The 26,870-nt window shown below is 58.5% G+C and carries 27 protein-coding genes; 19 read left to right on the top strand and 8 right to left on the bottom strand.

Annotated features, from left to right (window positions below; translation table 11 throughout):
- Positions 1-14: 14 nt before the first annotated feature.
- Positions 15-1,802: a SpoIIE family protein phosphatase gene (locus QEH57_RS07755; RefSeq protein ID WP_309006140.1), complete on the bottom strand. Its 1,788-nt coding sequence runs from the start codon at positions 1,800-1,802 to the stop codon at positions 15-17.
- 534 nt (positions 1,803-2,336) lie between these two features.
- Between QEH57_RS07755 and QEH57_RS07750 the strand changes: the two genes are divergently transcribed.
- Positions 2,337-3,683, top strand: coding sequence for a TolC family protein (locus tag QEH57_RS07750; RefSeq protein WP_309006139.1), 1,347 nt, complete (start codon positions 2,337-2,339; stop codon positions 3,681-3,683).
- 78 nt (positions 3,684-3,761) lie between these two features.
- On the opposite strand, the gene QEH57_RS07745 is transcribed toward QEH57_RS07750, so the two are convergent.
- Positions 3,762-4,538: a ThuA domain-containing protein gene (locus QEH57_RS07745; RefSeq protein ID WP_309006138.1), complete on the bottom strand. Its 777-nt coding sequence runs from the start codon at positions 4,536-4,538 to the stop codon at positions 3,762-3,764.
- A gap of 137 nt (positions 4,539-4,675) precedes the next feature.
- On the opposite strand from QEH57_RS07745, the gene QEH57_RS07740 reads away from it, so the two are divergent.
- Positions 4,676-5,833 (top strand): hypothetical protein, encoded by a 1,158-nt coding sequence (locus QEH57_RS07740; RefSeq protein ID WP_309006137.1) that lies wholly within the window; start codon positions 4,676-4,678, stop codon positions 5,831-5,833.
- 31 nt (positions 5,834-5,864) lie between these two features.
- On the opposite strand, the gene QEH57_RS07735 is transcribed toward QEH57_RS07740, so the two are convergent.
- Positions 5,865-8,219: a cation:proton antiporter gene (locus QEH57_RS07735; RefSeq protein ID WP_309006136.1), complete on the bottom strand. Its 2,355-nt coding sequence runs from the start codon at positions 8,217-8,219 to the stop codon at positions 5,865-5,867.
- Positions 8,220-8,653: 434 nt separating this feature from the next.
- On the opposite strand from QEH57_RS07735, the gene QEH57_RS07730 reads away from it, so the two are divergent.
- The 11 genes from QEH57_RS07730 to QEH57_RS07680 are packed head-to-tail and all read left to right on the top strand — an operon-like array spanning position 8,654 to position 16,108.
- Entirely contained in the window at positions 8,654-9,193 is a 540-nt protein-coding gene (locus QEH57_RS07730; protein WP_309006135.1) for a Na+/H+ antiporter subunit E, read from the top strand.
- Positions 9,190-9,459: a monovalent cation/H+ antiporter complex subunit F gene (locus QEH57_RS07725; RefSeq protein WP_309006134.1), complete on the top strand. Its 270-nt coding sequence runs from the start codon at positions 9,190-9,192 to the stop codon at positions 9,457-9,459. The genes QEH57_RS07730 and QEH57_RS07725 overlap by 4 nt, the downstream gene beginning before the upstream one ends.
- Complete coding sequence (gene mnhG / locus QEH57_RS07720; protein ID WP_309006133.1) at positions 9,459-9,794, top strand: monovalent cation/H(+) antiporter subunit G; 336 nt, start codon at positions 9,459-9,461, stop codon at positions 9,792-9,794. The genes QEH57_RS07725 and mnhG overlap by 1 nt, the downstream gene beginning before the upstream one ends.
- Positions 9,791-10,036 carry a hydrogenase subunit MbhD domain-containing protein gene (locus QEH57_RS07715; RefSeq protein WP_309006132.1) on the top strand — a complete coding sequence of 82 codons (246 nt, stop codon included), beginning with the start codon at positions 9,791-9,793 and terminating at the stop codon, positions 10,034-10,036. Before mnhG ends, QEH57_RS07715 begins: the two co-directional genes overlap by 4 nt.
- A complete protein-coding gene (gene mbhE, locus QEH57_RS07710; RefSeq protein ID WP_309006131.1) occupies positions 10,033-10,332 on the top strand; it encodes a hydrogen gas-evolving membrane-bound hydrogenase subunit E in 300 nt (99 codons plus the stop codon). The genes QEH57_RS07715 and mbhE overlap by 4 nt, the downstream gene beginning before the upstream one ends.
- Positions 10,329-10,772 (top strand): MnhB domain-containing protein, encoded by a 444-nt coding sequence (locus QEH57_RS07705; protein ID WP_309006130.1) that lies wholly within the window; start codon positions 10,329-10,331, stop codon positions 10,770-10,772. The genes mbhE and QEH57_RS07705 overlap by 4 nt, the downstream gene beginning before the upstream one ends.
- Positions 10,769-11,140 (top strand): cation:proton antiporter subunit C, encoded by a 372-nt coding sequence (locus tag QEH57_RS07700; protein WP_309006129.1) that lies wholly within the window; start codon positions 10,769-10,771, stop codon positions 11,138-11,140. Before QEH57_RS07705 ends, QEH57_RS07700 begins: the two co-directional genes overlap by 4 nt.
- A complete protein-coding gene (locus QEH57_RS07695; protein ID WP_309006128.1) occupies positions 11,137-12,618 on the top strand; it encodes a proton-conducting transporter membrane subunit in 1,482 nt (493 codons plus the stop codon). Before QEH57_RS07700 ends, QEH57_RS07695 begins: the two co-directional genes overlap by 4 nt.
- Before the next feature lie 4 nt (positions 12,619-12,622).
- The gene (locus QEH57_RS07690; protein ID WP_309006127.1) at positions 12,623-14,167 is read left to right on the top strand and encodes a monovalent cation/H+ antiporter subunit D family protein; all 1,545 of its coding nucleotides are present in this window, start codon (positions 12,623-12,625) and stop codon (positions 14,165-14,167) included.
- Positions 14,164-14,391 carry a hypothetical protein gene (locus QEH57_RS07685; RefSeq protein WP_309006126.1) on the top strand — a complete coding sequence of 76 codons (228 nt, stop codon included), beginning with the start codon at positions 14,164-14,166 and terminating at the stop codon, positions 14,389-14,391. Before QEH57_RS07690 ends, QEH57_RS07685 begins: the two co-directional genes overlap by 4 nt.
- A complete protein-coding gene (locus QEH57_RS07680; protein WP_309006125.1) occupies positions 14,384-16,108 on the top strand; it encodes a Na(+)/H(+) antiporter subunit D in 1,725 nt (574 codons plus the stop codon). Before QEH57_RS07685 ends, QEH57_RS07680 begins: the two co-directional genes overlap by 8 nt.
- Before the next feature lie 35 nt (positions 16,109-16,143).
- Here QEH57_RS07680 and QEH57_RS07675 read toward each other — a convergent pair whose 3' ends face one another.
- Positions 16,144-17,892 carry a CHASE domain-containing protein gene (locus tag QEH57_RS07675; RefSeq protein ID WP_309006124.1) on the bottom strand — a complete coding sequence of 583 codons (1,749 nt, stop codon included), beginning with the start codon at positions 17,890-17,892 and terminating at the stop codon, positions 16,144-16,146.
- 299 nt (positions 17,893-18,191) lie between these two features.
- Here QEH57_RS07675 and QEH57_RS07670 point away from each other — a divergent pair, with 299 nt between their 5' ends.
- The 6 genes from QEH57_RS07670 (at position 18,192) to QEH57_RS07645 (ending at position 23,390) form a co-directional block, all read left to right on the top strand.
- Positions 18,192-18,527, top strand: coding sequence for a hypothetical protein (locus tag QEH57_RS07670; protein ID WP_309006123.1), 336 nt, complete (start codon positions 18,192-18,194; stop codon positions 18,525-18,527).
- A gap of 4 nt (positions 18,528-18,531) precedes the next feature.
- Complete coding sequence (locus QEH57_RS07665; protein WP_309006122.1) at positions 18,532-19,002, top strand: periplasmic heavy metal sensor; 471 nt, start codon at positions 18,532-18,534, stop codon at positions 19,000-19,002.
- Positions 18,999-19,601 (top strand): sigma-70 family RNA polymerase sigma factor, encoded by a 603-nt coding sequence (locus QEH57_RS07660; RefSeq protein WP_309006121.1) that lies wholly within the window; start codon positions 18,999-19,001, stop codon positions 19,599-19,601. The genes QEH57_RS07665 and QEH57_RS07660 overlap by 4 nt, the downstream gene beginning before the upstream one ends.
- Before the next feature lie 13 nt (positions 19,602-19,614).
- Complete coding sequence (locus QEH57_RS07655; RefSeq protein WP_309006120.1) at positions 19,615-20,190, top strand: AraC family transcriptional regulator; 576 nt, start codon at positions 19,615-19,617, stop codon at positions 20,188-20,190.
- Positions 20,191-20,267: 77 nt separating this feature from the next.
- A complete protein-coding gene (locus QEH57_RS07650; RefSeq protein ID WP_309006119.1) occupies positions 20,268-22,691 on the top strand; it encodes a copper-translocating P-type ATPase in 2,424 nt (807 codons plus the stop codon).
- A gap of 207 nt (positions 22,692-22,898) precedes the next feature.
- Positions 22,899-23,390 carry a DUF305 domain-containing protein gene (locus QEH57_RS07645; RefSeq protein WP_309006118.1) on the top strand — a complete coding sequence of 164 codons (492 nt, stop codon included), beginning with the start codon at positions 22,899-22,901 and terminating at the stop codon, positions 23,388-23,390.
- 101 nt (positions 23,391-23,491) lie between these two features.
- On the opposite strand, the gene QEH57_RS07640 is transcribed toward QEH57_RS07645, so the two are convergent.
- From QEH57_RS07640 to QEH57_RS07625, 4 genes are all read right to left on the bottom strand, one after another.
- Positions 23,492-25,162 (bottom strand): FAD-dependent oxidoreductase, encoded by a 1,671-nt coding sequence (locus tag QEH57_RS07640; protein WP_309006117.1) that lies wholly within the window; start codon positions 25,160-25,162, stop codon positions 23,492-23,494.
- Positions 25,159-26,151, bottom strand: a complete 993-nt coding sequence (locus tag QEH57_RS07635; RefSeq protein ID WP_309006116.1) for a potassium channel family protein — start codon at positions 26,149-26,151, stop codon at positions 25,159-25,161. Before QEH57_RS07635 ends, QEH57_RS07640 begins: the two co-directional genes overlap by 4 nt.
- A 230-nt stretch (positions 26,152-26,381) precedes the next feature.
- Positions 26,382-26,708: a four-helix bundle copper-binding protein gene (locus QEH57_RS07630; protein WP_309006115.1), complete on the bottom strand. Its 327-nt coding sequence runs from the start codon at positions 26,706-26,708 to the stop codon at positions 26,382-26,384.
- Positions 26,709-26,741: 33 nt separating this feature from the next.
- Entirely contained in the window at positions 26,742-26,867 is a 126-nt protein-coding gene (locus QEH57_RS07625) for a hypothetical protein (protein WP_309006114.1), read from the bottom strand.
- Positions 26,868-26,870 lie beyond the last annotated feature (3 nt).

The following is a 26,870-nucleotide window of genomic DNA, read 5'->3' as shown; positions in this document are numbered from 1 at the left end:
GTTGGCGTGGGCTGCTAGGCTCCGGTTTTCGGGGCTTTAGGCTGCATTTTAACGGCGACGATGCAGATGTCGTCGTCGAAGTCTTCGGTTCCAGCGGTGAGCTTGAGGGCTGACTTGATTGTCTTCAGCTGTTCGGCGAGGTCGTCGCCCTTGTTGTTCAGGAGCAGTTCCTCGAGCTTGAGGATGCCGAACTCGTTGCCCATGGCGTCCTTTTGCTCGATGATGCCGTCGGTGTAGAGGAGGAACTCGGTTGTATCCTGGCAGGTGAATTCGTGGCGAGGGAACTCTTGCTCGGGAATGAGGCCGAGGGCGGGGCCGATTTCGCCGGAGGGGCAGGGTTCGAAGAGCTCGCGTCCGTGTTGGTCGCGGGTTTTCCAGAGGGGGCCGGGGTGGCCGGCGTTGGCGACGCGGGCTTGTCCGGTATCGAGGTCGAGGGTGAGGTAGACCGCGGTGGTGAAGCGGGGGAATTCCTGGTCTTCGGCGAGGGAGCAGAGTCGCTTGTTGAGTTGTCCGAGGACGCGACCCGGCTGGTCTAGGATATCGGCGAACTCGGAGATGAGGCCGCGCAGGAGCATGGTGACGAGGGCGGCCTTTACGCCGTGCCCCATGACGTCGCAGACCAGCACGCCGACTTTGGAGTCGGAGATTTGGATAAGGTCGAAGAAGTCGCCGGCGAGGTGGTGGCTGGGCTTGTAGAAGTAGCTGGAGCGTAGGTCCCAGTTTGTTCCAGATTTTGAATACTGTCGGTTTTCGTCGAAGCCGATGGACATCAAGGTTTCCTGCAGCTGGCGGGCGACGAGGAGCTCGGCTTCGAACTGGGCGTTCTTGTGTCGCAGCTTTTCGGAAAGGGTGCGGGCTTCTTCTTCGGCCAGCTTTTGCTCGGTGATGTCGTAGGTCATGCCCACGATGCCTTCGATGCTGCCGTCGCTTCCGCGCAGCGGCACTTTGGAGGTTACGATCCAGCTGTCCTTCTTAAAAACGCTCAGGTCGAAGTCGATTTGGTTGAGGATGGGTTCCCCTTTTTCGCGGACGCGTTGGTCTTCGGCCTTTATCTTGGCGACGCGTTCCTCGTCGCTGAATTCGGCAAGGGTGTGCCCGATGATTTCCTGCGAGGACTTGATGCCGAGGGCGGTCTTGTAGGTTTGGTTGGCGAGAACGAATCGGTCGTCGAGGTCCCTGACGAAGATGCGGCAGGGGAGGATGTCGATGATGGCTTCGAGCAGGTTGCGCTGCCGTTGGACCTCGCGCTCCGCGAGGTAGCGCTCGGTGACGTCGCGGGAGATGCCGAAGGTGCCGTAGACTTTGCCTGCGGAATCCTTGAGGGGGAGCTTGCTGGAGACGATGAAGCGCTCCAGCACGTCGTCCTTGAGGTGCTTTTCTTCGTGCAGGCTGTAGCCTTTGCCGGTGGCGATGATTTCCTGCTCTTCCTGGAACTGGATTTTGGCCAGCTTTTCGGGGAAGAAGTCGAAGTCCGAGAGGCCGATGGCGTCGTTGGGCTCCTCGACTCCGAGGAAGCGGGCTTGGGCTCGGTTGACGCAGATGAAGCGGCTTCGGGTATCCTTGAAGTAAACGTTGTCCGGCAGGTTGTCCATGAGCTGCCAGAAGAGCATGTCCGGATCGGCGGTGTGCTTTTCCTGTTTCTTTGCGCGGTCTGCGCCGGCCTGGTAGGCGGCTTCGAGGGCGGCTTTGAGTTGGGCGCGGGTGAAGGAACCTTCCTGCTCGGGGGAGGCGTCGGGGGAGGTCCCTAAGAAGGTGGTTGAAAGGGACTTGGGATAAGAGTGATTGTCCGAATCCGGAAACATTAGCGTGGTAATCTATGCAGCGGGGTGGCCTTGCCAAGAAGCGATGTGTCAAAAATCAAGAAATCCGCCTCTCGGGGGAGCGTTTTTCAACGTATTGACAAAACTGTGACAGTTTTTGGCGTATCGAGGGACCGCGAGGAGCGTTGGCTTGGGTATTGGGACTGCAAAGGGGAAGGACTGTCATTTTCGCGGCAAGTTCCTGTCTTAGGGTTGATTAGTGGAGGGAATGGGGTGAACCGGGGCTTCGTTCCGGGAGGGCGAGGCTTATCGAGAGATATTGAGCTGAGTATCGGAAATATGGATACTTGTTTCTTTTGGGGCTGGGCGTCCTAGGAGGATGCTGGCTGCTAGCAGGATGCCGCTGGAGCTAAGCTTTTTGACGGATCAGGGCCTTTTTTTCGTAACGGGTCGCTGTGGGTTGCGTATAGGAGGGGAGTCAGCAGCCGAGTGAGGTGGGCGGGCCCGCGAGCCATTATGAGGTTGAAGCGGCGTATTGCTCCCTCACTTTCCTCGTTGCGAATCGATCGATCTACCATGCAATTTTTGCGAAAACTCCACCCCATCCTCGCAGTCGGCTCGCTAGCCGTCGCCTCCCTCTCCAGCTCCCAAACGAGTTCTTACGAAATCCCGGAGGAGCTCGACCTCGAGATGGCTCTCGGCTTTGCCCTCGAGCACAACTTCGAGATCCTGAAGGCGCGCCAGCGCATCGAGGAGCAGACGGGCTTGGTGATCGAGGTGCGTTCCCAGGCTTTGCCGGACGTTTCGGTGATGGGTCAGTACACGGAGATCGACGAGGGCTTGAGCGATCCGGACGCCTTTGGGCCGGCCATTTCGGCTCAATGGTCGCTAGGGGTGCAGGCGCGGCAGACCTTGTATGCGGGCGGAGGCGTTCGGGCGGCTTTGCGGGTACAGGGCTTGGTGGAGGAGGCGGCCTTGCTGGAGCTGCAAGCGGTGGTCAACGATACTTTGCTGGCGGCTCGGGTTGGCTACTATGCGGCCCTGCTGGCCCGGGCTCGAATCGGGGTGCAGGAGGAAAACGTGGGCCTTTTCGAGGAGTTGCTGGAGAATGCCAAGAATCGCTACGAGGTGGGCTCGGGATCTCGCTTCGAGGTTTTGCGAGCGGAGGTTTCGCTGGCCAATGCCCGTCCCGCTTTGATCCAGGCCCAGAACGACTATCGGATCGCGGTGGAGGAGCTGCGTCAGACCCTGGGGTTTTTCGTGATGGAAGGCGTCAACAAGCGGAAGGTTCCGCAGTTGCTCGGGGAGCTGCGCTATGCGCCGCTCAGCTTCGACCTCGAGTCGGCCCTGGAGTCGGCCCTAGCGAACCGTCCGGAGCTGCAGCGTTTGGCGAAGGTGGAGGAAGCTCGCAGGGAGGGGGTCGCGATTGCCCGCTCCGGTTATCGCCCGAAGGTCGCCTTGGTGGGGTCTTACCAGTTCAACAAGCCGAGCGATTCCTCCAGTTTCGACGACGCCCTGGAGGGGTGGACGGCAGGGCTGGAGGTGAGCGTGCCGCTTTTTGACGGGCGGCGCACGCGAGGGCAGGTGCTGCAGGCGAAGTCGCAGTTCGAGCAGGCGAGGCTGGAGAGCAGCCAATCGACGTTGGCGGTCGAGGTGGAGGTGCGTCGGGCCCTTTCGGAGATGCAGGCGGCTGGCGAACTGGCGGAGGCAAGCATCCAGGTGGTGGGGCAAGCGGAAGAGGCCTTGAATTTGGCGGATATCCGCTACGAGGCGGGCGACGCCACCCAGCTGGACGTCTTGCAGGCGAGGGTGTCTTTGACCGAAGCGCGGCTGAACCAGGCCGAAGCGTTCTATCGCTACAATGCGGCGGTTGCCCAGGTGCGGCGGTCGATCGGCTTGTCGGATCCGGTGATGGCTCCCTAGACGCGAAGGGGCCGGACCTTGCGAGTCCAGCCCCTGAGGAAGCTATATTTGGTTTTAGGTGGGCGAGGCTGCGATGCGCTATTCGCCGGCGGTGAAGCCGTTGCCGGTGGCGGCCCAGTAGATGCCGCCGTAGACGTGGTGCATGAAGTCCGCGTCCTTGTAGGTGGCCGGCATGTGGCCGAGAGCGGTGTAGAAGGCGCGTCCGCCCTCGTATTCCTTGTACCAGCTGACGGGATGGAAGTCGCCCATGCCGTCCCCGCTTTTCACGCCCCAGTTGGCGGCAGGCTTGTAGGTCTTTTCGTCGACGCTGAGCAGGTAGTTGAGGTCGTCGGTGCGTGGGGCGTCGAACTCGTACCATTCCTCGGTGAAGATGAACTTGGGGGCGAAGCGGTCCATGCCCGGGAAGTTGGGGTCTTCGACCTTGATGACCCCGGTTTGCACGGCCGGGTGGATGTGGAACATGTGCCCGACCATCTTGGTGTACCAATCCCAGTCGTACTCGGTGTCGGAGGCGCTGTGGATGCCTACGAATCCGCCGCCGTTGTTGATGAAGCGTTGGAAGGCGGCTTGTTGTTCGTCGTTGAGGATGTTGCCGGTGGTGAGCAGGAAGATGACGACGTCGTAGTCCTTGAGCCAATTGTCGTTCATCACGCGGCCCGCGTCTTCGCTCCAGAAGACCTCGAAGTCGTGCAGCTTGGAGAGGTCTTGGATGGCGGTGACTCCGGCGTTGATGGAGTCGTGGTGCCAGCCGTCGGTCTTGGTGAAAAGCAGCGCCTTGAATTGCTGGCCGAAGCTGGAAGTGGCAGAAAATGCAGCCGCGAGGGCTAGGGTGGTAGCGATTTTTCCGAGGTTCATAGGGGAGTGTTTATGCTCGAAGGCGGAGGAGGAGTGAAGGGAAATGCGCGCAAGTCTGCTCTTACAGAATGGCAGGCGAGCGGCGGCGTTTTTGAAGCTCGATTTCTGGAGGGCGAGGCCTAGACCTTGGGAAGCTTATGGTATCTCCTATTTCAACTCCCGACCGACGTTTCTGCCCGGCAATCGGATCCTCCATCACCGTCCAGCGCTGCGTCGCGGAGCGGGTGGTCGAGCAGCAATGTCCTTTGACCTGCCCGTTCAACCCATTCAATCCGGACGCTCCCAAGGCTTTCGACGCGATCGTGGGCAAGGGGTTGGCGGCCGCCTCGCGCTGGCTGGAGAAGCGGGTGGGGCCTGAGGAGTGGGCGCGTCGCTTCGACGCGATGGACCGCCGTTTCGCGCCGGAGCGCGACCTGCCTTTGATCGCTTACGAGACCCAGTGGAACATCATGAACCTGGCCTTGAGCGGGCGGGCTTTTCCCGAGGTCAAGGCGGCTTTGGAAGATAGCAAGGAGTGCGGCTTGAAGAACGACGCTCGGCTTGTATTCGAAAAGTTGGCGCAGAGCCAAGCTTTGCTCGTGCAGGTCACCGAGGCGAACGAGTCGCTTCCGTACTATACGGTTCGCAACGTTTTCGAGCCGGGGAGCGAATACTTGTATGTGGATTTCGGAGACCAGGAACCCTTGGAGCGCGGGGCGGTGATGTTCGGGCGCTTTCTGGTGCACGAGAACTGCATCTACGTGATCCCAGGCGTTTTCGTGGGGACGGCGGACGTGCTGGGGTCGATCATCGATGCCATTATCGAGTTTTTGGATACGGAGCCGAACCAGGTTGCGGAAGCCCTGCAGGACGCCTTGCCGGAGGTTTGGAACCTTTGCACTTCCATCCAGGACGAGCGCGACGGGGTGGGCGAGCTGGGCGGTCCGGATGCGGGCGGCAGGCCGGCTGACGATCCTTGCCGAGCGAGTTTCTACTTGGACGCGGACAAGCACAACGCGGTGCAAGCCTTGCGGCGGCATCCGTTCTTTTCCGAGGTCGATCCGATGGAGTTCGGTTTCGATCCGCTAGGGGAAACGGTTTTCGATATCCATGTGCTGCCTGTATCGAGTCCGCCGGTACAAGCCCTCGAGGGCGAGGAAGACTTGGAGGATCTCGGCGAAGAGGAGGGGCAAGTGGTGCGGGTCGGTTCCGTATACGTCGGACCGGAGAAGATGACGATTACCGCTATGAACGGCGTGGAGATGGAGCTGCTCAAGGGCTTGATCCTCGAGCTGGTCGCGATTTCCAAGGACTAGCTTCCGCAGCTCTCTAGGCGTCGATTCGGAATCAGCCAGCTTTCGCTTTCTCTTCTTCCAGCACGAGCAGTTGGTTCACCTTGGCGAGCCGGTCTTCGCATCCCATCATCAGCAGCAGGTCGCCCTCGTGCAGGACTTCGTCGGGGCTGGGGCTTACGATGCGCTGGCCCGCGCGTTGGATGCCGACGATGGTGACGCCGTGCTCGGAGCGCAGTCGGGTGTCCTTGATGGAGAGCCCGTCCCAGATGCTTAGGGGCGGCACGATTTCTTTGGAGAAGCGGAAAGGGGACTGGGGCTTTTCCGCGCCGTCGTCCTCCTGGTTCAAGTAGGCGCGAGCGGCGGCGATCTGCTCCGGCTCGCCCAGCAGGAAGAGCTTGTCGTGCGGGAAGATCCGGGAGTAGGGCTGGATGTCGGTCAAGTCGAAGCCGCCGCGCTCGATGCCGGCGATGGTGGTTCCGGTTTGCCGTCGCAGGTCGATGTCCTTGATCTCCTTGCCGGTCCACTTCGAGGTCTTGAGGATGTCGACCGCTTCGACCTGCACTTGCCAAGGGTTCTCCTTTTGCAGCTGGGTGAGATTGTGTTCGATGCGTTTCTCGATCTGGCTGCGAGACTCGTTCTCCATCGATTCGACGAAGGCCATTTCCCAATTGTTGTGCATGTGCACGAGTCGCTTCCAGAAGGTCAGCCCCAGTATCAAGGCGACCGCTACGAAAACGAAAAAGATGGACCCGGTCGGAAAGAAGGGGGCCGCTACGATCAGGAATACGGTGCCGTAGACGAAAAGCAGGACGAGAAGTATCAATCCGTTGAATACGTTGCGGAAGGTTCCTTTAGAGAACTGCTGGAACAGCTTCTTGCTCAGGGCGGCGTCGGAAAAGAGCAGCACGAGTACATTGAAGTTTCGCACGGTATCCACGAAGAAGGGCAGGCTGAAGAGAAGCGAGGAGAGGAAGAGGGCTTGGCTGAAGTGCTCCTGGCTGATGGGGACGAAGTCCGGCTTGGTGAAGTGGGTGGAGACGATGGCGGCCCCGATGATGATCGCATTGATGATCAGGAAATAGAGCACGATGCGCAGGATGGGGCCGCGGGCGAGGTTGAGCACGCTGCGGTTGAAGGAGAGCTCCAGGGTGTCCTGCCATTGGGCGTAGAGCTGGGTGAATTCCTTGAGCGCTTTGGGGGCGGCGCTTTCGATCGCCTTGAGGATGGGGCCTTCGCTCTTGATGAGCAAGGGAGTGAGCATGATGGTGACGAAGGCCACGCCGGAAGCGATGGACTGCAGCTCGGGGCTGGTGGCTCCGTATTTGGCTCCGATGGCGGTGATGACGAAACTGAACTCGCCGATCTGCGACTTGATGATGGCAGCCCGTCCAGCCACGCCGGCGTGTTGGCCAGCGATGAAGAGTCCCAGCCAGCAGGCGGCGAACTTGCCGACGACGACGACGGCGGAGAGGATGAGGATGGCGGGGGCGTTGGCCCAGAGGGCAGCTGGCTCGATGAGCATGCCGACGGTGACGAAGAAGAGGGCGCAGAAGAGGTCGCGCAGCGGTTCGGTGAGGCTTTCGATGCGATGGCCGAGCCCGGCGGTGGGGAGGATGGCTCCGGCGAGGAAGCCGCCCAGCGCCCAGGAAAATTGGAATTGCTCGGCGATGAGGCTGACGCCGAAAATGAGGCCGAGGGTGGCCATGGTGATCATCTCGGTGGTGCCGCGAGTTTCGAGCACCCGTACGAGGCGCTTGGCTCCTAGGGTGCCGATCAGGAAGACCGCGACGATAAAGAGACCGATGAAGAAGGCGGTCTGGCCGAGCTTGGCGTAGTCGAAGGAGCCGGAGGCGGCCATACCGTTGAGCAGGACGAGCAGCAGGATGGCGAGGATGTCTTCGAAGACCAGGATGCCGACGGCTTGCTGTCCGTGCTGGCGGTTGAAGGAACCGTTTTCGCGCATCAGCTTTACGGATACCATGGAAGAGCTGATGGAGAGCAGTCCGCCCAGGAACCAGCCGTCCATGGTGGAAAGTCCCAGCCACTCGCTGGCTTGCCGGCCGATGAAGAGCATGAGCAAGGTTTGCAGGATGAGGGCGGTTCCGGCCGGAGCGAAGACTTTGCGGACTTTCTGGAGATTGAACTCGAGCCCGATGTAGAACATGAGGAAGACGACCCCGAGTTCGCTGAGGTCCTGGACGTTGGTCAGCGTCACCAAGGGCGGCCAGAGGCCTAGGTTGGGACCGAGAAAGAAGCCGGCAAACAAGTATCCAAGAAGTGGAGGCAGCTTGATGCGGGCGCAGATCAAGGCGGCGACGGCGGCTCCCAGCATGATCCAGGCAAGGTCTGCGAGGATCGGCGAGGAGTGTGCGGAAGCGGCGAGAGGGAGAGCTTCGAGAAGTGTCATGGGTGCGCTGTTTGGATGGGCCAGAAGATAGGGCCTCGCGGTTGCGACGCAATCCTAGGCTAGAGGGAATTTCAGCAATATTGAGGCCAAGTTTTCGGCAATGTGCATCGAGCTGGGGCCATTGGGAAATCTACTGTTTGCGCCGCAGCATGAGCTGAAGATGCGGCGGCTTTCGATGCGTTGCTGGCGTTGCCCGGCGAGGTTTTTGGTGGGAAAAGATCCTGTTTTGGTTGACATGCGTCCGTGGCGGTAAAGAAAAGCGGTCCTTCTGGACCGGTGCATCGCCTAGGCCAAGGCGTGCTCGCTTCCAATCGAAACAATGAACAGGGGTAATCAGGAAGTTTGGAACGAAGGGTGTTGCGCGTCTGCGTGGACTTCGTCCGAGGCTATCCTTCAAAACGAGCCGCATGAGTGAAGGTGTTGAGAAAACTGCCGTGAGACGAAGCAAGATGTCGCTGGCCGCCGCTGTCGGCCTTTTTGTCCTTTGGGTGCTTTTCAGCGGAAAGTTGGATGCGTTCCATCTAGGAATCGGAGCCCTCTCGGTGGCCTTCCTGTATTGGCAGGAATCCCGACTGCCGGCGATTCGCGGGGAAGGGGAGCGCCGCCTGCGCATCGTCACCACCGTAGTCTACGTTTTTTGGCTTTTGTGGCAGATGCTTCTCGCCGCTTGGTACGTCGCCAAGAAGATCCTCGGTCCCAAGGAGGGATTGCAGCCGCGAATGTTTCGCTTCCGTTGCGAGATGCCGAGCCAGGTGAATTCCGTTCTTTTCGCTAACTCGATCACGCTGACTCCCGGCACGCTAACGGTGGACGTGGAAGGGGACGAGATGGTGGTGCATGCCCTGACGGCCGATACGGAGAAGGATGTGTTTGAGGGGGACATGGCTCAGCGCGTGGCCCGTTTGAGCGAGGCCTCTGCAAGTGTATCAGTAGAAAAACTACCTCTTGAAACGAAGAAGGAGGGCAGAGTATGAGTTCTTTGGCGAATGTAATGGTGCTGCTTTTTATCGTGGCCACGGCGATCCCGTTTTATCGCCTCGTTAAAGGGCCGACGGTATTTGACCGCTTGCTTTCGATCGGCGCGATCGGCGGCAAGGCGATCGTCCTGATTTTGCTGATTGGTTTGATGTTCGATCGTTTGTCCATGTTCGTCGACATCGCGCTCGGTTACGCGATCCTGAACTTTATCGGCGGTATCGCCATGGCGGAATACTTCCGCCTGCGGAAGGAGGAAGAGTAATGAGCGTAAGCGACATCATCGGTAGCGTATTGGTTTTCGTGGGCTTGCTGGGTATGCTGATCGGCAGCATCGGCTTGGTGCGCCTGCCCGATTTCTTTGCCCGGACCCATGCGGCCAGCAAGGTGGATACAGTGGGCGTGATCGTAGCCGTGGTCGGCATTGCGATTATCAGCGGCCTTACCCTGGATGCCTTGAAGGTGCTGCTTATCGGATTCTTCCTGCTGCTGACCAATCCCGTTGCGGCGCATGCCCTGGGCCGCGCCGCTTGGAAGAGTGGACTGAAGCCCTGGCGTTCCGACGCGCAGGAAGCGAAGAGCGAGGAGGCTGGCAAATGAACAACTATATCGAGTTTCTATTGTATTCGTTCCTGATCGTTACGGCCTTGATCGCCATCAACGTGCGGGACTTGCTCGCGGCGGCGGTCACGACTTCCGTATTTAGTTTCGTGATCGCAGTCCTGTTTATAGAAATGGGCGCGGTCGACGTGGGCTTCACCGAGGCGGTCGTGGGAGCGGGTGTGCTAGGAGTCTATTTTATTGCCATGATATTGCGGACAACGCGGAGGACTGAGGATTGAAAGTACTACAATACCTAATCTTGGCCGGCTTTTTCCTGTCGATGGTATCGGTCGTTCGCGACTTGCCGTCCCGCGGGGACGTGGATGCTCCCTTGCATCGGGACGAGAGCTCGGTCGGCACGCCGGCTGCGGGCACTCATTATATCGCGAATTCGTACAAGGACGCCGGAACGGACAATATCGTAACGGTGGTGCTGGCGGACTATCGTGGTTTCGATACCTTTGGCGAGACGGTGGTCGTCTTCGCGGCGGGGATCGCGTGTTTGCTCATCTTACGGGGGAGGCGCGAATCGTGAAGGGAATCGACGTTAGTCCAGTCGTGCGGCTTGCCTGCCGCTACATGTCGCGCTTGATCCAAGTCTTCGCCTTGTATGTTATTTTCCACGGTCACTACAGTCCGGGCGGAGGCTTCCAAGGCGGAGCCCTCTTGGCTGCCGCGGTGATCCTGCTACGCATCGGCGAAGGCCGGGCCGCCAGCCAGAAGGAACTGTCCTCCGGCGCGACCATCGGCTTGGGTTCGCTGGGCGCTTGGATTTTCGGAGGCGTAGGCCTGTTGGCGCTACTCAACGGCGGAAGGTTCTTGGAGTACGCTTCCATGCCGTCGATGGGACTGTCTGCCGTGGGCCTGCACTACTGGGGGATCTTGGTTATCGAGCTGGGCGTCGCCTTGGCGGTGATGACGGTCCTAGTGGCGATTTTCGACGTTTTGACGGAGGACGATAAGAGCGAAGGATGAGCAATTTTTTTAGCGACTACTCGGCGTACGTTCTGTGCTTCCTGCTTTTGACAGTGGGCTTGTACGGAATGCTGCTCAAGCGCAACTACGTGAAGAAGGTGATCGGAATGACCATCTTCCAAGCGGCCATTATCCTGTTTTTCATCCAGACGGCGTACAAGGCGGACGGAACCGTTCCGGTGAAGGATGCGGCGCTTCCCGTCGATCAGACGGATGCCTACATCAACCCCTTGCCGCATGCCTTGATGCTGACGGCGATCGTGGTGGGCGTGGCAACGGTTGGCGTTGCCTTGTCTTTGTTGATCCGCGTCCACGGCGCCTATGGCAGCTTGGACGAAGATGACATCCAAAAGGAGGCAGCGAAATGATAGCCGAACACCTGCCGGCTCTGCCGATTTTGTTGTACTTGTTCGTGGCGCTGTTGATGCCCTTGGCGAACGAGTTGGGTCGCGGCTTGCCGTGGACCTTGTCTTGGTTGACGAGCCTGACGGTCGCGGCACTGGGCGGCTATGGGCTTTGGCTCACTTCGAGCGGCGGGGCTATTCGCTACGCGATGGGAGGCTGGTCGCCGCCGATCGGTATCGAGCTGGTTGCCGATCCGCTGTCCTGTTTTTTCACCTTCGCCATCGGTGCGGTTTCAGCGTTCGTGCTGCTGCATTCTCGCGAGTCCGTGGAACGCGATTGCGGGGCGAAGAACGCGATGACCTTCTATGCTTCCTCGCTGCTCCTGCTGGCTGGATTCAGCGGCATCGTGGGCACGGGGGACTTGTTCAACCTCTACGTTTTCTTGGAGATCAGCGCCTTGGCCGGCTACGCGGTTTTGGGCTGCGGCAGCGCGAAGGCGGCATTGTCTTCGTTCCGCTACCTGATCATCGGAACCATCGGAGCTTCCTTTTACTTGATCGGCATCGGTCTCCTCTTGTCCAAGACGGGCTCCTTGAACATGGTCGACGTGGCCGCGATCCTGCAGGTGGACGGCCTCGGACCGGTGACGACGCTCGCGGTCGTATTCATCTTTGTCGGATTGGGCATCAAGATGGCGCTCTTGCCGCTGCACTACTGGCTGCCAGACGTCTACACCAATGCTCCCGCAACCAGTACGGCGCTGGTGGCTCCTTTGGGAACGAAGGTCGCTGCCTACGCGCTGCTCCGCTTGGGCTACGAGGTTCTCCCGTACGAGGCCTTGCTCGCGGATTTGCGGATTTTCGACGTGGTGCTTTATCTTGGCGCTGTGGGTATCGTGTGGGGCTCGATCATGGCGATCGCCCAGGACAACCTCAAGCGCATGCTCGCTTATAGTAGTGTAGCGCAAATTGGATACATCGCGGTGGGATTCGGTTTGGCGACTCCCAACGGCTACATCGGAGCGGTGTTGCACGTCATCAACCACGCCGTGATGAAGGCCTGCCTCTTTTTGGTGACAGCCAATCTGGAGCGCCAAGGGGAGGGGACTTCGATCAAGGGCTTGAATGCGTCCTTGCGCAAGAAGATGCCCTTGACCTGCGCTTGTTTCGCGCTGGCCGCGATTTCGATGATCGGACTTCCTCCGACGGCTGGCTTCTTCAGCAAGTGGTACCTCTTGCTCGGCAGCTACGACCAGGGCAGCTGGGTACTCGTAGTGGTGATCTTGGTGAGCAGCTTGCTCAACGCCGTGTACTTCTTTCGAGTGCTGGAGCGGCTGTATCTCGGCAAGGACGAGGACGCTCCGGATGCGCCCAAGCGGGCTCGCCTGCCTTGGGTGATGGGACTGTCCACGCTCGTTCTCGCTCTGTCCCTCCTTCTTCTCGGTTTCGGCAACGTTTACATCGTTTCGAATTTCATCAGCCCAATGTTGCCCGGATTCTGATCCCATGACGACTGACGCACTTTACCAAACCTCAATGGTCCCGCTTTTTGCCGTCCTCGTATCCATGGCGGCGATACCGGCGATCCTATTCAGTTCCCGTATGCCGAACCTCCGCGAATCGTGGAGTTTCCTGGCGGCCGGAATCAAGTTTGCCCTCGTGCTCTCGCTGGTCCCGGGGGCTCTGCGCGGGGAATCGGTGGGGATCACCTTGCTCGAAATCGCTCCTGGCATCGGCTTGAGCTTGGTGGCGGATCCGCTGGGCGTGCTCTTCGCCCTGGTGGCGTCGGGTCTATGGATCGTGACGACCGCCTATGCCTTGGGCTACATGCGCGGGCACCACGAGAAGAAGCAGACCCGCTTCTTTTGCAGTTTCGCCCTTAGCTTGTCGGCGACTCTCGGCATCGCTTTCTCCGACAACCTGATCACCTTTCTCGTATTCTACGAGCTGCTCACTTTGGCGACCTATCCCTTGGTGGTGCACAAGGAATCGCCGGACGCCCTGCGTTCCGGTCGCATGTACCTCGGCTACGCGTTGACCGCGGGTCTCCTCTTCTTGGCGGCCGCAGTCTGGGTTAACTTGCGCGTCGGCGAAGTCAGTTTCGTAGCGGGAGGCTTTATTCCGGAAGGAGCGTTTGGAGACGGAGAGCTCAAGTTGCTCTTCCTGCTTTTCATGGTCGGCGTGGGCGTAAAGGCCGGCGTGATGCCGCTGCACAGCTGGTTGCCGGCGGCGATGGTGGCGCCTACTCCGGTGAGCGCCTTGTTGCACGCGGTCGCGGTCGTCAAGTCCGGCGCCTTCGGGGTGCTGCGCGTGACCGGTTTCGTTTTTGGCCCGGAGATGATGAAGGAGCATGGCCTCGACGTGATATTGGCCTTGTTCGCAGGGGCGACGATCCTGCTCGCCTCGCTCATCGCCCTGCGGCAGGACAATCTCAAGAAGCGGCTCGCGTATTCAACTGTTGGACACCTGTCCTATATCGTGATGGGCGCCGCCTTGGCTTCGCCAGCCGCGCTGACGGGTAGCTTGATGCACCTTTCTGCTCATGCGGTCATGAAGATCACGCTCTTCTTCTGCGCGGGCGCTATCATCGTGCATTCGCACAAGACGGAGATTTCCCAGCTCGACGGTTTGGGGCGGAGGATGCCGTGGACGTTTGCTGCTTTCGGAATCGGTGCCTTGGGTCTCGCGGGAATTCCCCCTGTCTATGGCTTTTTGAGCAAGTGGTGGCTGAGCATGGGCAGTTTGGATTCCGGGCACAGCCTCGCTCTGGGAGTCTTCTTGCTTAGCGGTCTGCTCAACGCGGGATACTTCTTTCCGATCGTGATTCGCGGCTTTTTCCGGCCACCGGCCCCGGATGCCCACTTCCCGAAGGGGGAGGCTACGCCTTGGATGGTGGTGCCGCTTTGCATCACCGCGACGCTCGCTTTGGTGTTTGGCATTTTTCCGGACTTTCCGCTGCCCTTCTTCGAGATTGCGGGACGGGTCGTGGAGTCGGTGATGGGCGAGTTGCCGCAGGCATTGAACGCTAAGGAAATCGGATTGGCGCCATGAAGACGATACACTGGATACTTTTGGGAATAGTGACGCTGGCCTCGCTAGCGCTGCAGTACTTCGGGCCTCCGCACCCGCACCCTCATGCCTGGGACGCGATCCCGCTGTTCTATTGCATGTTTGGATTCGTGGGCTGCGTCTTGATCATCGTGGTTTCGAAGTTCCTGGGCAAAGTTTGGCTGCAGAAGAAGGAAGATTACTACAAGGGAGATGACGATGTTTGAGCTTGCGCCAGCGTTTTGGCTTTTAGCGGCGGCCGCTTTGGCTGTGGTACTTCCGGGCAAGGGACTGCGGGCGGCGCTTTGCGTGGCGATGCCTTTGGTTGGCCTTTGGCAGCTTTGGACGATGGGGGTAGGGGCGTCGGCCCATGCGAGCCTAGCAGGCTTCGAGCTGACCCTGTATTCCGTGACCAAGGTGAATTTCGTGTTCGCGGTGATCTTCCTGCTCATCTCGGCAGTGGCCGGAGTGTACGCCTGGCATGTAGATGACCGGGGCCAGCAAGTTGCTGCCCTTTCGTACGCGGCCGGCGCCTTGGGCGTGACCTTGGCGGGCGATTTCCTGACCTTGCTGCTTTTCTGGGAATTGATGGCGGTCGCGTCGGCCTGGCTCGTTTTCGCGAGGCGCGAAGCGCGGTCGGTACGCGCCGGGGTTCGCTACCTGCTGGTGCACGTGGCAGGCGGTTCCTTCCTCTTCGGCGGTATCATCCTTTTCTACGGGCAGACGGGTACTTTGACCCTGCAGGCCCTGACTCCAGATATGGGGGCTGCGGCATGGCTGGTGCTGATCGGCGTCGCTTTGAACGTAGCCTTGCCTCCGCTGCATCCTTGGTTGCCCGATGCGTATCCGAAGGCGACGATCACGGGCGCGATCTTCATGAGCGCCTTGACCACCAAGTCGGCGGTTTACGTGCTGCTCGTTCTCTTCCCCGGCTGGGACCTGTTGATCTACATGGGACTTTTCATGGCTCTGTACGGGGTGGTCTACGCTGTATTGGCCAATGACATACGCCAGATCCTTGCCTATCACATCATCAGCCAGGTGGGCTACATGGTGACTGGCGTGGGCATCGGCACGGCACTTTCGATGAATGGCACGGCGGCGCACGCCTTTAGCCACATTCTCTACAAAGCCTTGCTCTTCATGGGAGCGGGCGCGGTGATCCAGGCAACGGGCGTGAGCAAGCTGAGCGACCTAGGCGGCTTGGCTCCGAAGATGCGGGGAGTGGTTTGGCTGTTCATGATCGGCGCGTTTTCGATCTCCGGCTTTCCGTTGTTCAACGGCTTCATCAGCAAGTCGATGATCGTGTCCGCTGCGGGCGAGGCTCACCACTATGCGATCATGCTCGGCCTGCTCCTGGCCTCGGTCGGTACCTTCTTGCACACTGGGCTGAAGATTCCTGTCTTTACGTTTTGGGGGAAGGACCAGAAGCTGGAAACCAAGCCGATTCCGCGTAACATGTACGTGGCGATGGGGCTGGTCGCGTTTGGCTGTACTTTCTTCGGCGTGTATCCGCATGCTCTATACGTGTTGCTTCCGTTCGATGCGGAGTACCACCCGTACACCGCTTACCACTTGGTGGAAGCGACGCAGATCCTCACCTTCACCTTTATCGGATTCTGGGTGTTGCGGGCAAAGCTAGCGGGCGAACCTTACCTCGCCTTGGACACGGACTGGTTCTACCGTCGCGGCGCTCCCGTCGCTCAGGCTATGGTGGTCAAGCCGGTCAACGCGTTCTTCGGAGCGGGAGCGAAGGCTCGGGACGGGATCGCATCGTTCCTGGCGTCCAACTTTGGAAATCCTCGGGCATGGTTCGGCTTGCAAAAAGGCTCGCGCGATCGGTTCGATCCGGACGTGGAACGAGCTCCGCTCGGTTCGGGCTTGGCCCTGATCCTTTTGGTGTTCGTCGCGATATTCGCCTCGGTCGTGATTCTAGTACCGTAGGGGAGACTGCGAGGGTCGCTTGCTAGGCGGCCCGACTACTCGCGACTGCCGGCGGGGATATCGACCGTGAAGCAGGTGCCTTCGTCGGACGAGCGGTAGTCGATCTTGCCATGCAGGGCGGCGACGTGCTTCTTCACGAGGTAGTTGCCAAGGCCGCTGCCGAACTCGGAATTGTTGCCGGCCCGGAAGAACATTTCGAATATCTTCTCTCGGTCCTCGCCGGGAATGCCGATGCCGTTGTCCGCGACTTCGATGCGTATCCAGTCCTTGTTTACGCGGACGAAGGTGACTTTTACCCAGCGCGTGAGCTTTTCGGGGTCGGAATACTTGATGCCGTTGGAGACGAGGTTCTCTAGGATTTGCCGGATGCGTACGGGCTGGGAGCGGAAGGGGGAGCCTAGCTTGTTTTCGAGGGAGACGGTGACGTCCTTTTCCTGCCAGAGGCTTTGCAGGGTGGAGCTGACGAAGTCGAAGATTTCGTTAGGATCGACGATATCGGCAGCGACGTTTTGGTTGTCGATGCGACAGAGGTCGAGCAGGTCTTCTACCAGCTTTTCGAGGCGCTGGGCCTGCTTTTCGATGCGGGAGAGGCAGTCGGAGATGCCGGCGGTGTTTTGGTCCTTCAGCTCGTATTGGGCGAGGTCGACGTAGCCGCGGATGGTTTTGAGCGGAGCGACGAGGTCGTGGGAGGTGCGGTAGTTGAAATGGGTGAGCTCCTCGTTGGCCTGTTCTATCTTTTGCTGGGCCTGGAGGAGCTTGCGGGCCTGCAGGGCGTTGCGGCGGCTGTTTCTCGAAATCAGCAGGAAGAGGACGAGGAGCAGGACGTCTACGGTGATGCCTCCGATGAGGATGGTAGTGGGTTGGCCGCTGGAGGTGTCGCTCTTGAATTCCTTGCTGCTGCGGAATTGGAAGGTCCAGGTCCTGCCGTACAGCTCGATGCTGGCGCTGGACTGGAAGAGCGGGTTGGGGTCGTACTCGCTTTCGCCGATGGCATTTTCGTTGAAGATCTCCTCTTCCGCATCGTGGATGGAGAAGGTGACGTTCCTGAAGTCGCGGGAAAGCACGCCGTCGACTAGATTTCGCACGACGAAAGGCGCGTAGACGAGGCCGACGAAGCGTTCGCGTCGCTCCTGCGTGTCCTGGGGGATTTGGTGGCTGCCGTAGAAGGGGGCGAAGAAGAGGAAGCCAGGGGTGTGCTGCTCGTCTTGGACCAGCTCGATGGGGCCGGTTATTTGGGCGGAACCGCTGTCGCGGGCCAGTCGGGCGGCGCTGTGGCGGTTGCTTTCGTGGGCCATGTCGAGCCCGACCGCTTTTTCGTTTCCGGCGAGGGGGATGATATAGCTGATGGGCCAGTACTCTGTCTTATCGTGCGGAGGGTGCACCGCATACTTGGAACGGGTTTTCCGTTGTTCGGCTAGGTAGCTCTGCAAGTCTTCGGAGGCGAGGTAGTGGATGATGCCGATGCCGTTGATGCCGGGGTACTTTTTTTCGATTCCGATCGCTTCGGCGTAGACTTTCCATTCCTCGAAGGAGATGTCGCCTCCGATCGAATTGATGTAGGCGGCGCTGGCCCAGAGGGCGTCTTCGTAGCGCTGCATGCGCTCGAGGACGAGGTCGATGATCTTCGTGGTTTCGCGCTGGTAGCTGCTGGCGGCTTTTTCGGCGATCTGGTTGGAGGTGATTTTCCAGGCGGTGAGGGTAAGGACGAGGGACAGCAGAATGATAAGCCAATGCAGCCAGTGCATGGTGGAAAACAAGGAGCCGCTGACGAGGGGTGTTTCCAAGCTGGAATAGCGAGGGGGGGTATGCTTTTCGGTTGCTTCCATCTGGGATGCTGGAAATCAGAGCGGGCTCTGCCTTTCGCAATAGCCTAGAGATAGGCTGCCCTCGTTTCCATCGCTTGTAAAGGGTAGCGCGGCGTATTCTGGTTCGATTAGGGGTACAAGTTGTTTGCTTCGGGGAGGGTTGTCTAGAAGCCTCTCTGTCGTTTCATCAGAGGCTATGAAGGGGCTCCCCTCGGTTGCAGCGGGCGCTTTTTCTGTTTTGTTTGAGGGTTTTCGTTTCTGGATACGTTTAGAGTGCTATGAAGGATAGGGATTTTGATAGATTGGTCGGTTTGGCCAAGGAACGTGAATTGCCTGGATGTCCTCCTGATTTGGAGCGGAACGTTCTAAGGCGCTTGCGAGGCGGGGTCCGCTCCGAAGGCGGAGAGGCTTTCGGACTGGACTGGTTGCTGGGACTTTTCGAGCAGACGCGCTTCGCCGCTGCGACCATGATCGCGGTTTTGGTTATCAGTTCTACGGCGAGCGTTTTGGCGACATCTGCGCTTGCGAGCAGCTCGGATCGAAAAGGCTTGGCGACGGATGCCCTAGGTTTCGACGTTTTCGAAGAGGCGCACATTCTCCATTTGGATAAATAAGTGTATGGAAGCGGATCGAATTAGGACGAAACGGTTGGGAACCTTAGCGGTTTGGGCAGTAGTGCTGGTCGCTGTTTGCGTGGGCGTTTCGTATGTCGTGACCGGCCTCATGGTCAAGGGCGGCAACTCTTGGGAACATGACGAGGAACATGGCCACCATTGGTTGCACCAAGAGCTGGCGTTGAATCCGGAAGAGATCGCTTTGGTGGATGGGTTCGAGCCCGATTATCGTCGCGATCGCGCGAAGTTGTTGGCGGATTTTAACGGGCAGATCGCCAAGCTGCGCGAGCTGCTCGTGTCGCAGGACAGGTTCTCTCCCGAGGTGAACGCTGCGATCCACGAGCTGCATGGCGTGCACGCGGCGCTGCAGGAACTGTCGATCCGCCATTACTATGATATGATGAGCGTCTTACCGCCTGAGAAGAAGGAGAAGCTGAGGAAGCTGGCGGTCGAGGCCCTGAGCGAGCCGGAATGAGCGATGGGCATGGAGCGGTGGATGCGGACTTGTTGGAGATCGAACGTGTCCAGTCGGGCGACGAGCAAGGGCTTGTTGCGTTGATGGAGCGACATCGCGAACCGGTCTTTCGTTTCTGTTATCGCTTCGTTTCGAACGAGGCGGATGCCCTGGAACTGACCGAAGAGACCTTCGTGCGCGTTTTCCAGCATGCGGGGCGGTTTCGGCCGCGAGCGAAGGTTGCGACTTGGATCTTTTCGATCGCGGGTAACCTCTGTCGCGATTTCCTTCGGCGGTCGAAGAAGCGTGGCAACGACATTTCGCTTAGCGCACGGATACCGGGAGCGGAGAACCAAGAGCTGATCGAAGCGGTGGAGTCTCCCGAGCGAACTCCGGAGCAGGCTGCCGTTTCCAAGGAAGCTCTCTCGGCTATCGATGCAGCCATCGCTTCGCTTCCGCACAAGTTAAAGTTTCCATTCATTTTTTGCGTTCTCGAAGAGCATAGCTACGATGATTGCGCTGAGGTTTTGAATACGAATCGTAAGACTGTGGAAATGAGGATCTATCGAGCCCGTAAAGCCTTGAGAGCCGGACTCGCGGACCTTGCTTCCGCATTTTGAGGAATAGTTTTCAATGAACGAGGAAAGTGAGCGCGTCGCGATAAAGCACATGGTTTGTCCGCGTTGCATCGCGACGGTGGAGTCGATCGTTTTGCAGCTTGGATTCAAAGTAGAGTCCGTGACCTTGGGCGAAGCCTGGTTGGGACAGCGACTGACGCAGGACGAGCTGAGCTTGCTCGCCGAGAAATTGGAAGCGAATGGGTTCGAGATTTTAGTTTCCAAGGAGAGGCGTCTGATCAACAAGATCAAGTCGCTGATCTTGGAACGTATTCATTACTCGGATATGTCCACTCCCGAAAAGTTATCCGTCTTTCTGGCGAACTCCCTAAGGCAAGACTACAGTTATTTGAGCAAGGTTTTCTCGTCTGTGGAAGCGATGACGATCGAGCGCTATTTTATGCTTCAGCGGGTAGAGCGGGCCAAGGAGCTGCTCTCTTACGATGAGCAAAATGTTACAGAGATAGCGGAAATGCTGGACTTCAGCAGCGCGGCCCATTTTTCGGCGCAGTTCAAGAGGGAGACAGGTATGTCTCCTCGTGAGTTCAAGAGTACGAAGCCTGTCGCCCGACGGTCCATCGACACCATTTAGGATTCGCGGCGGAATTTCGTAAGAATACGCCATCACAATGTAAGAAAATCGAGGCCAGGATCTATTATAATAGGGCGATGAAACACGAACACCACTGCCACCACTCTCAGTCCTCCGGCGATCAAGCTAAGGAAAAAGAAAGCGAATCCTGCGATCACGAAAAGCCTGCATCCGAGCCTGAGCACGGAGCTTTTCGCGGCGCCAACGAGAAGGGCAGTTGTTGCCACCACGGGAATTCCCATGGCGAAGATGTGAAGCCATCGGCGACCGCCAAATACTATTGTCCGATGTGCGCGGGCGTGGAATCCGACAAGCCAGGGGATTGTCCCAAATGCGGCATGAGCTTGGAGCGGAATCCAGCGTACAAAGCCCCAAAGAAAACGAATTGGACTTGCCCGATGCACCCGGAAGTGCAGCAGGACCATCCAGGCGAATGCCCGAAGTGCGGCATGGATCTGGAGCCGATGGGGATCCCGGGCGACGATGAGGAGGACGACAACGAGATGCGCGACCTGAAACGCAAGACGCTATGGGCTGCGATTCTGACGTTTCCCGTTCTCTTGCTTGCTTTTGACAGTATGATTCCGGGGCTCTCTTTTGAGAGTGTCATGACACCGCGGATACAAGGGTGGTTAGAGCTCGCCTTTGCCACGCCGGTTATTCTGTGGGCAGGTGGGATGTTTTTCGCCCGTGGATGGCGTTCGTTGCTTAATCGCAGTCTCAACATGTTTACTTTGATCATGCTAGGTGTGGGGGCCGCGTACGTCTACAGCGTTGCAGCTGTGCTTACTCCGGACTTTTTTCCGGATTCTTTTCGCATGCATGGCGAAGTCGCTCTCTATTTCGAGGCGGGCGCGGTGATCACGGTGTTGATCTTGTTCGGTCAATGGCTGGAGGCGAGAGCGCGGCGGCAGACGGGGCAGGCGATTCAAAGTCTGCTCGATCTCGCAGCCAAGACCGCTCACCGTCTGAAGGAAAACGGCGAGGAGGAGGAAGTGGAAATCGACCGTATCCAAAAAGGGGATCGCCTCCGCGTGCGACCTGGCGAGAAGATCCCGCTGGACGGTTCGATTTTGGAGGGAAAAAGTACCATCGATGAATCGATGATCACGGGCGAGCCGGTGCCGGTCGAGAAAGCGGTTGGCGACAAGGTGATCGGAGCGACCGTTAACCAGACAGGCAGTTTCGTGATGGAGGCCGAGGCAGTCGGCGAAGAAACCATGCTCTCGCGAATCGTCGGCATGGTCGCGGATGCCCAACGTAGCCGCGCGCCGATTCAAAAGCTGGCGGATTCGGTGGCTGGATATTTCGTCCCGACGGTTGTTTTAGTGGCCCTTCTCGCGTTCGGGATCTGGGGGCTCTGGGGGCCGGCTCCTGCGATGGCTTATGCAATTGTTGTGGCGGTTTCAGTTCTGATAATCGCTTGCCCGTGCGCTCTTGGTTTGGCGACTCCGATGTCGATCATGGTGGGAGTGGGCAAGGGCGCCCAGAACGGCATACTCGTTAAGAACGCGGAAGCTATCGAGCGTGCTGAGAAGCTCACGCATTTGATCACCGACAAGACTGGAACGCTTACTGAAGGAAAGCCTACCGTAGTAAAAGTGTTGGCCCAGGGTGACGTTTTGGAGGACGAGTTGCTGCGTTTAGCTGCTGCTGTGGAATCCCAGTCGGAACACCCGCTGGCCCGCTCCGTGGTAGAAAAGGCTAGGTCGAAGAGCCTGGCTCTTTCGAAAGTCGACGACTTCGAAAGCGTTACGGGCGGCGGTGTGCAAGCTCGCGTGGAGGGGGGACTGGTTCGAGTGGGCAAGAGGGCGTTTATCGAAGCCGAAGGCATTGGAATTCCCCGTTCGCTGGGGAGCCAGGCGCAAGACTTGGAGTCGAGGGCCAACACGGTGGTTTGGGTCGCTAGAGACGATCGTTTGCTCGGCTTGCTTGCCATTGCGGATCCGATTAAGAAGTCGTCGAAGGAAGCCATTGAATCGCTCCGGAAGTTGGGGATCTCGGTCGTCATGTGTACCGGTGACAATGTAAGGACGGCCAAGGCGGTCGCCGCGGAGCTGGGCATTGACACCGTTCACGCTGAAGTGTCGCCTGAGGACAAGCAGCGCATCGTAAAGGAACTGCAATCGAAGGGACATCGCGTGGCCATGGCTGGGGACGGTATCAACGACGCGCCGGCTCTTGCTGCTGCCGATGTAGGGATCGCCATGGGTACCGGAACGGATGTTGCGATCGAAAGCGCGGGGTTGACCTTGGTCAAAGGCGATCTGCGTGGGATCGTAGGTGGGTTGCGGCTCAGCCGCGCCGTCATGCGAAACATCCGCCAGAACCTGTTCTTCGCTTTTGTCTACAACGCGGTCGGGGTGCCAGTCGCGGCCGGTATTTTGTATCCAATATTTGGGGTTTTGCTTAGTCCCATGATCGCGGGGGCTGCAATGGCTTTGAGCTCTGTATCGGTCGTTTCCAACGCGTTGCGTTTACGAGCCTTCAAGGTGGATTAATATCGGTACGATCAGGCTCCAACCGGCCCTTCGTTCATTGATGCGGTGCCTTGCGCAACCTGCTATAGGCGGATTACGTGCAAAACGATATGTTGTTAGCTATGCGCGTAGCGCTATAGAAGCGCTGGCGCGTAGCCTGCACGGACAGGCGCTATGAAGCATAGTAACGACCATGATTCCCACGGAAATTACGGAAAGTTTTTCGCTATGATCGCAACCTCGATCGTGGTGATGTTTTTCTTAATGTACCTGCATTCCTATCAATTGCTCGACCATGCGTGGTTTAGTGAAACGAGGCTATTCATGGCCCTCATTATGGGAGCGGGAATGATCGTAGTGATGTTGAGTTTCATGCTTGGTATGTACCGAAACAAGAAAGCTAATATCGCTATCTATTTAGGGGGAGTGGCTTTGTTTTTGATTAGCCTATGGCTCGTGCGCAGCCAAGCGACCGTTGACGATTCCGACTACATGGAAGGCATGATCCCCCACCATTCGATAGCCATACTTACGAGCGAGCGGGCGGGAATCGAAGATCCGCGCGTTAGGGAGCTGGCAGACGAGATTATAAAGGCGCAGCGCCGCGAAATCAAAGAGATGGAATGGCTGATCGCGGACATCGCAGAGAATGGTATTGCTGCCAGCGCAGCGGAAGCGGAAGCCCGTCCTGTGCCAAAATTTGAGGGTACGTCCGAATAGGGAAGGAATCGCTCGACAGGGGTAAGCCAGTTCGTGGGCGAGCGTTAGCGAAAGCGTCACCATCGATCGCACCTTGGTGCCTCGCCAAAATCAGGAACGGCTTAGCGCAGGGCGAACCAAAGCGCGGCGCCCGCGGCGCTGGCAGCGAGTACTACGCGGCCGCAATCTAAAAGGTGCGGTAGTCTACAGCGAAAGCATAGATCGTCTACCTTACCGAGAGCTTTCATCCAAATCGGTCTATATTGTCGCTTCAACGGGACCATGGGATCGATGCCCCTTGCTGCCCGCCGACCGCTTTCAACGGCTCCTTCAATGCTCCACACGTCGGCTTCCGTCCGCGTGTGCGCGCCGGCAAGAAACAGGTTGGGTAGGGGTGTCCGTTGCTCGGGCAAGTAGGGTTGGGTGTTCGTGGTGGTCACCCATTTGGGCTGGGGGCTGCGAATCGTTTCGCCGGAAAAGTCCCATTCGTGCCACACTTCGAACTCGAGCAGTTCGAAGTCCTTCAGGTCGCGCCCGTGGTTGGCCTCCCGTACCAGCTGGTTGAGCGATTCGCAGCTGAAAAGCTGGGATTTGACTTCCTCCTCGAATTCTTTCCGTGAACAGCGTTCTACGGATAAACCGAACAGCCGCCCAGGTTGGGACGACACGCAGCTTGTGCCTGTCCACAGGGACTGGACTCCCTTTCCCAAGGACACGTCTTTATGCCACGCCTGTTCCTGAGCGAAGACGGTGAGGTTGAATTCGGAATCGGCCACTACCGCCGCCATCCGTTCTCTAGGGAGTCGCACAGGCTCGGCGAACGCGAGGCGAAAGGATACCTGGACGTGGGGTCCGTCCGCGGTCAAGGGCTTGAAGAGCCTCAGCTGTTCCAGCTTTGCCAATTCAGGGGAGCGCTGGATCACATCGGCAGCGGCGAAGGGATTGATCGCCAAAACGAAGTAGTCAGCTTCGATTCCTTCGCCGGACGCGAGCGTCGCTCGTTCGATTTTGCCGTCGGTTAAGGACAGTTCTTCCAGCCGTGCGTCGAGGAAGAGGCGAACGCCGAGGCTTTCGAGGTGGCGCTCCCAAGGGGCGAACCAATACTCGCTGCTAGGACCGCGGAACAGGAGCCAGCCATCTCGCTGTCCGTGCGACCAAGCTTGGCCGTCCTCGTCGGCTGGGTGCTGGTAAGTGGGCTGCGTAACGAGTTGCTTACGGAAAAATTGTCCGGCGTGATGGAGCGAAGCGTTCTTCCAGTCGGAGCCGATCCAAGGGCCAAAGCAGGACCGCCACCAAAGGTGGGCGGTTCTGGAAAGCTTGGGTTTCCATTGTTCCGCGGCGTTCAATCGAGAATAGCGCTGCTCGGTCCTTTCGTTTGCCGTCCAGGTTTTCAGCATTAGCCACAGCCAGCGGATGGCGTCACGTTTACTAAATCCGACCATATGGGGAATGCTGAGCAACCCGGAGTAGAAGCGGCTGTGGCTTTTCTCCGGAAAGATGCCGAAATCGATGGGTCGGGAGAGGGCGTGGTCGTAGACGCTTCGATCTTGGTCCCATGGGATATCGCGCAGCAGGTCGAACGCGTTGTGGTACCACGGCCCGAGCCCGTGCCACGAGTATTCCGTCGGCATTCCCTTTTCGTCCCGCGAGCTGCGAAAGAAGCCCCCGGACTCGGAGTTGGCTTCGTAGACCGAAACGGCGTAGCCTCGTTTCGCCAACTCGTGGGCGCAGGTCAGTCCCGCGATTCCGCCACCGAAGACCGCAACGGACGGGCCTGTCGAATCCTTCGTCATTCCTCCGGCCATTCCTCGTCGAGATAGCGGCAAATTTCGCGTAGCTGGGGTTCCCATCGTCCCCGTTTTTCTAGGTAAGTTTCTAAATCGAAATCTCGCGCGTCCGAGAATTCTTCAGGAGTTATGTTCTCGCGGCTCGGCTCGGATTGCGGTGCGCCGGAGCTCTGCTCGCCGGTGATCATCATCGCGAATTCCCGTACGGAGTCCTCCAAGGTAACCCAGCACTGCTCGGCCTCGGCGCGGCCCGAAGTCTCTGTTTGGGCGAGTTTCAGGGACGTCACTTCGAGCGCTAGGTAGAATATTCGCGTCGTAGAGTATTTCTCGCGCTCGCGATGAAAGTAGTGGATGACTGGATACAGGTGATGGGAGGTATGCATCGTGACGAAGTCCGCATGCATCTCGCGGAAGACGCTTGCAGGATCGCTCGAATCGCGGAGGCATTGGAAGGCTTGTCTAGCCTTTCCTGTTCCCTTCGACAAGGCATGCGGTTTTAGGGCGGTGCCTTCCTGCTGACGGATAGCTTGGTATACGGAGAGAACGTAGGAAATCGAAAGCGTCAGCATGGTGAATCCCAACCACGATTGAGCGACTGTCAGGGTGCGCAGCAACGAGCTTGCCGGATAAAGGTCGCCCAAGCCAAGCGTGGTTAAGGTGTATCCACTGTAGTAAAACGCGAAGGCGAAGGACTCGAGCGAAGCATGGCTGCTCGATTGAATGCCGACGCCGAGCTGTGGCCAGTACACGAAAGCGAAGCCAAGCATCAGGGTCGCGGACCAAGCCGCTAGCAATAACGCCACGATTAGCGGGCCGCACATCGTAGCGGTGGCGGATTGTTTTCCGAGTTCTCGCCCGAGCGAGCGAAGTGACAGCCAAGTCCAGTGGCTCAGTTTCGATTCGATGGGGCCGCGCCCGGTGCCGTTGGCAAGCACAGTGCGATACACGTCGAAAAGCGCTAACGCGACCAGCGAGATGCCGACTAGATAAGCCAAGGTTTCCATTGCGCCGTTAAAGCTCAGTTAAGTAGAGCAGGACATGCAGCTGAAGTCTCGGTTGCGGAGAGGACGGTGGGGTTCGCGTCCCATTTCCACGAGCCGTTTAGATCGTCATGCGGTTTCACAACGGTTTTGGATTTTGTCCATCGATCTCGCGCTAATGACGTTCGCATCTCTTAGATAGGTTGCCGCCCGGGTATAGACGCCGGGCAGCCAAGGGGGTTCGTTTATGCCATTTGGCGGCAGGCATCGACGCACTTGCGGCAGGCTTCCGCGCAGTCCTTGCAATGCTGCGCTTCGTGCTTGCTGCATTCTTCCGCGCATTTTTCGCAAAGGTCGGAACAGAGTCGGCAGAACTCGTCGACGAACGAGGAGCCTCTCGCCATGGCCGCAGCGGCAAGACGGCACATTGCAGCGCAATCGATATCGATCTTGATGCAATCTGCCATCATCTTAACGTCGTCCTCTGCGAGGCAAGCGGTGGAGCAGTGATCGCAGGCGTCGGCGCAGGCGTTGCAGGCTTCTATGCAGTCCTTGTATTGAGCGTGTGACATAGTTTGTTGTCTCCTTTCAATGGGTTGTGGTTGTTACGCGTCGATCGCGTGGACGTAAGCTTCTTGCAGATAATATACCAGACGCGCTTCGCCGGAGAGTTCTCGGCGGCGCTTTTCGAACGCGAAGGCGCGGTGTTTTTTTGTGAGGGTTTCGGCCATGGC

The sequence above is a fragment of the Pelagicoccus sp. SDUM812005 genome, assembly GCF_031127875.1.
Taxonomy (GTDB): domain Bacteria; phylum Verrucomicrobiota; class Verrucomicrobiia; order Opitutales; family Opitutaceae; genus Pelagicoccus.
The sequence above is the reverse complement of the archived record's forward strand: the minus strand, read 5'-3'. Positions and strand labels throughout refer to the sequence as shown.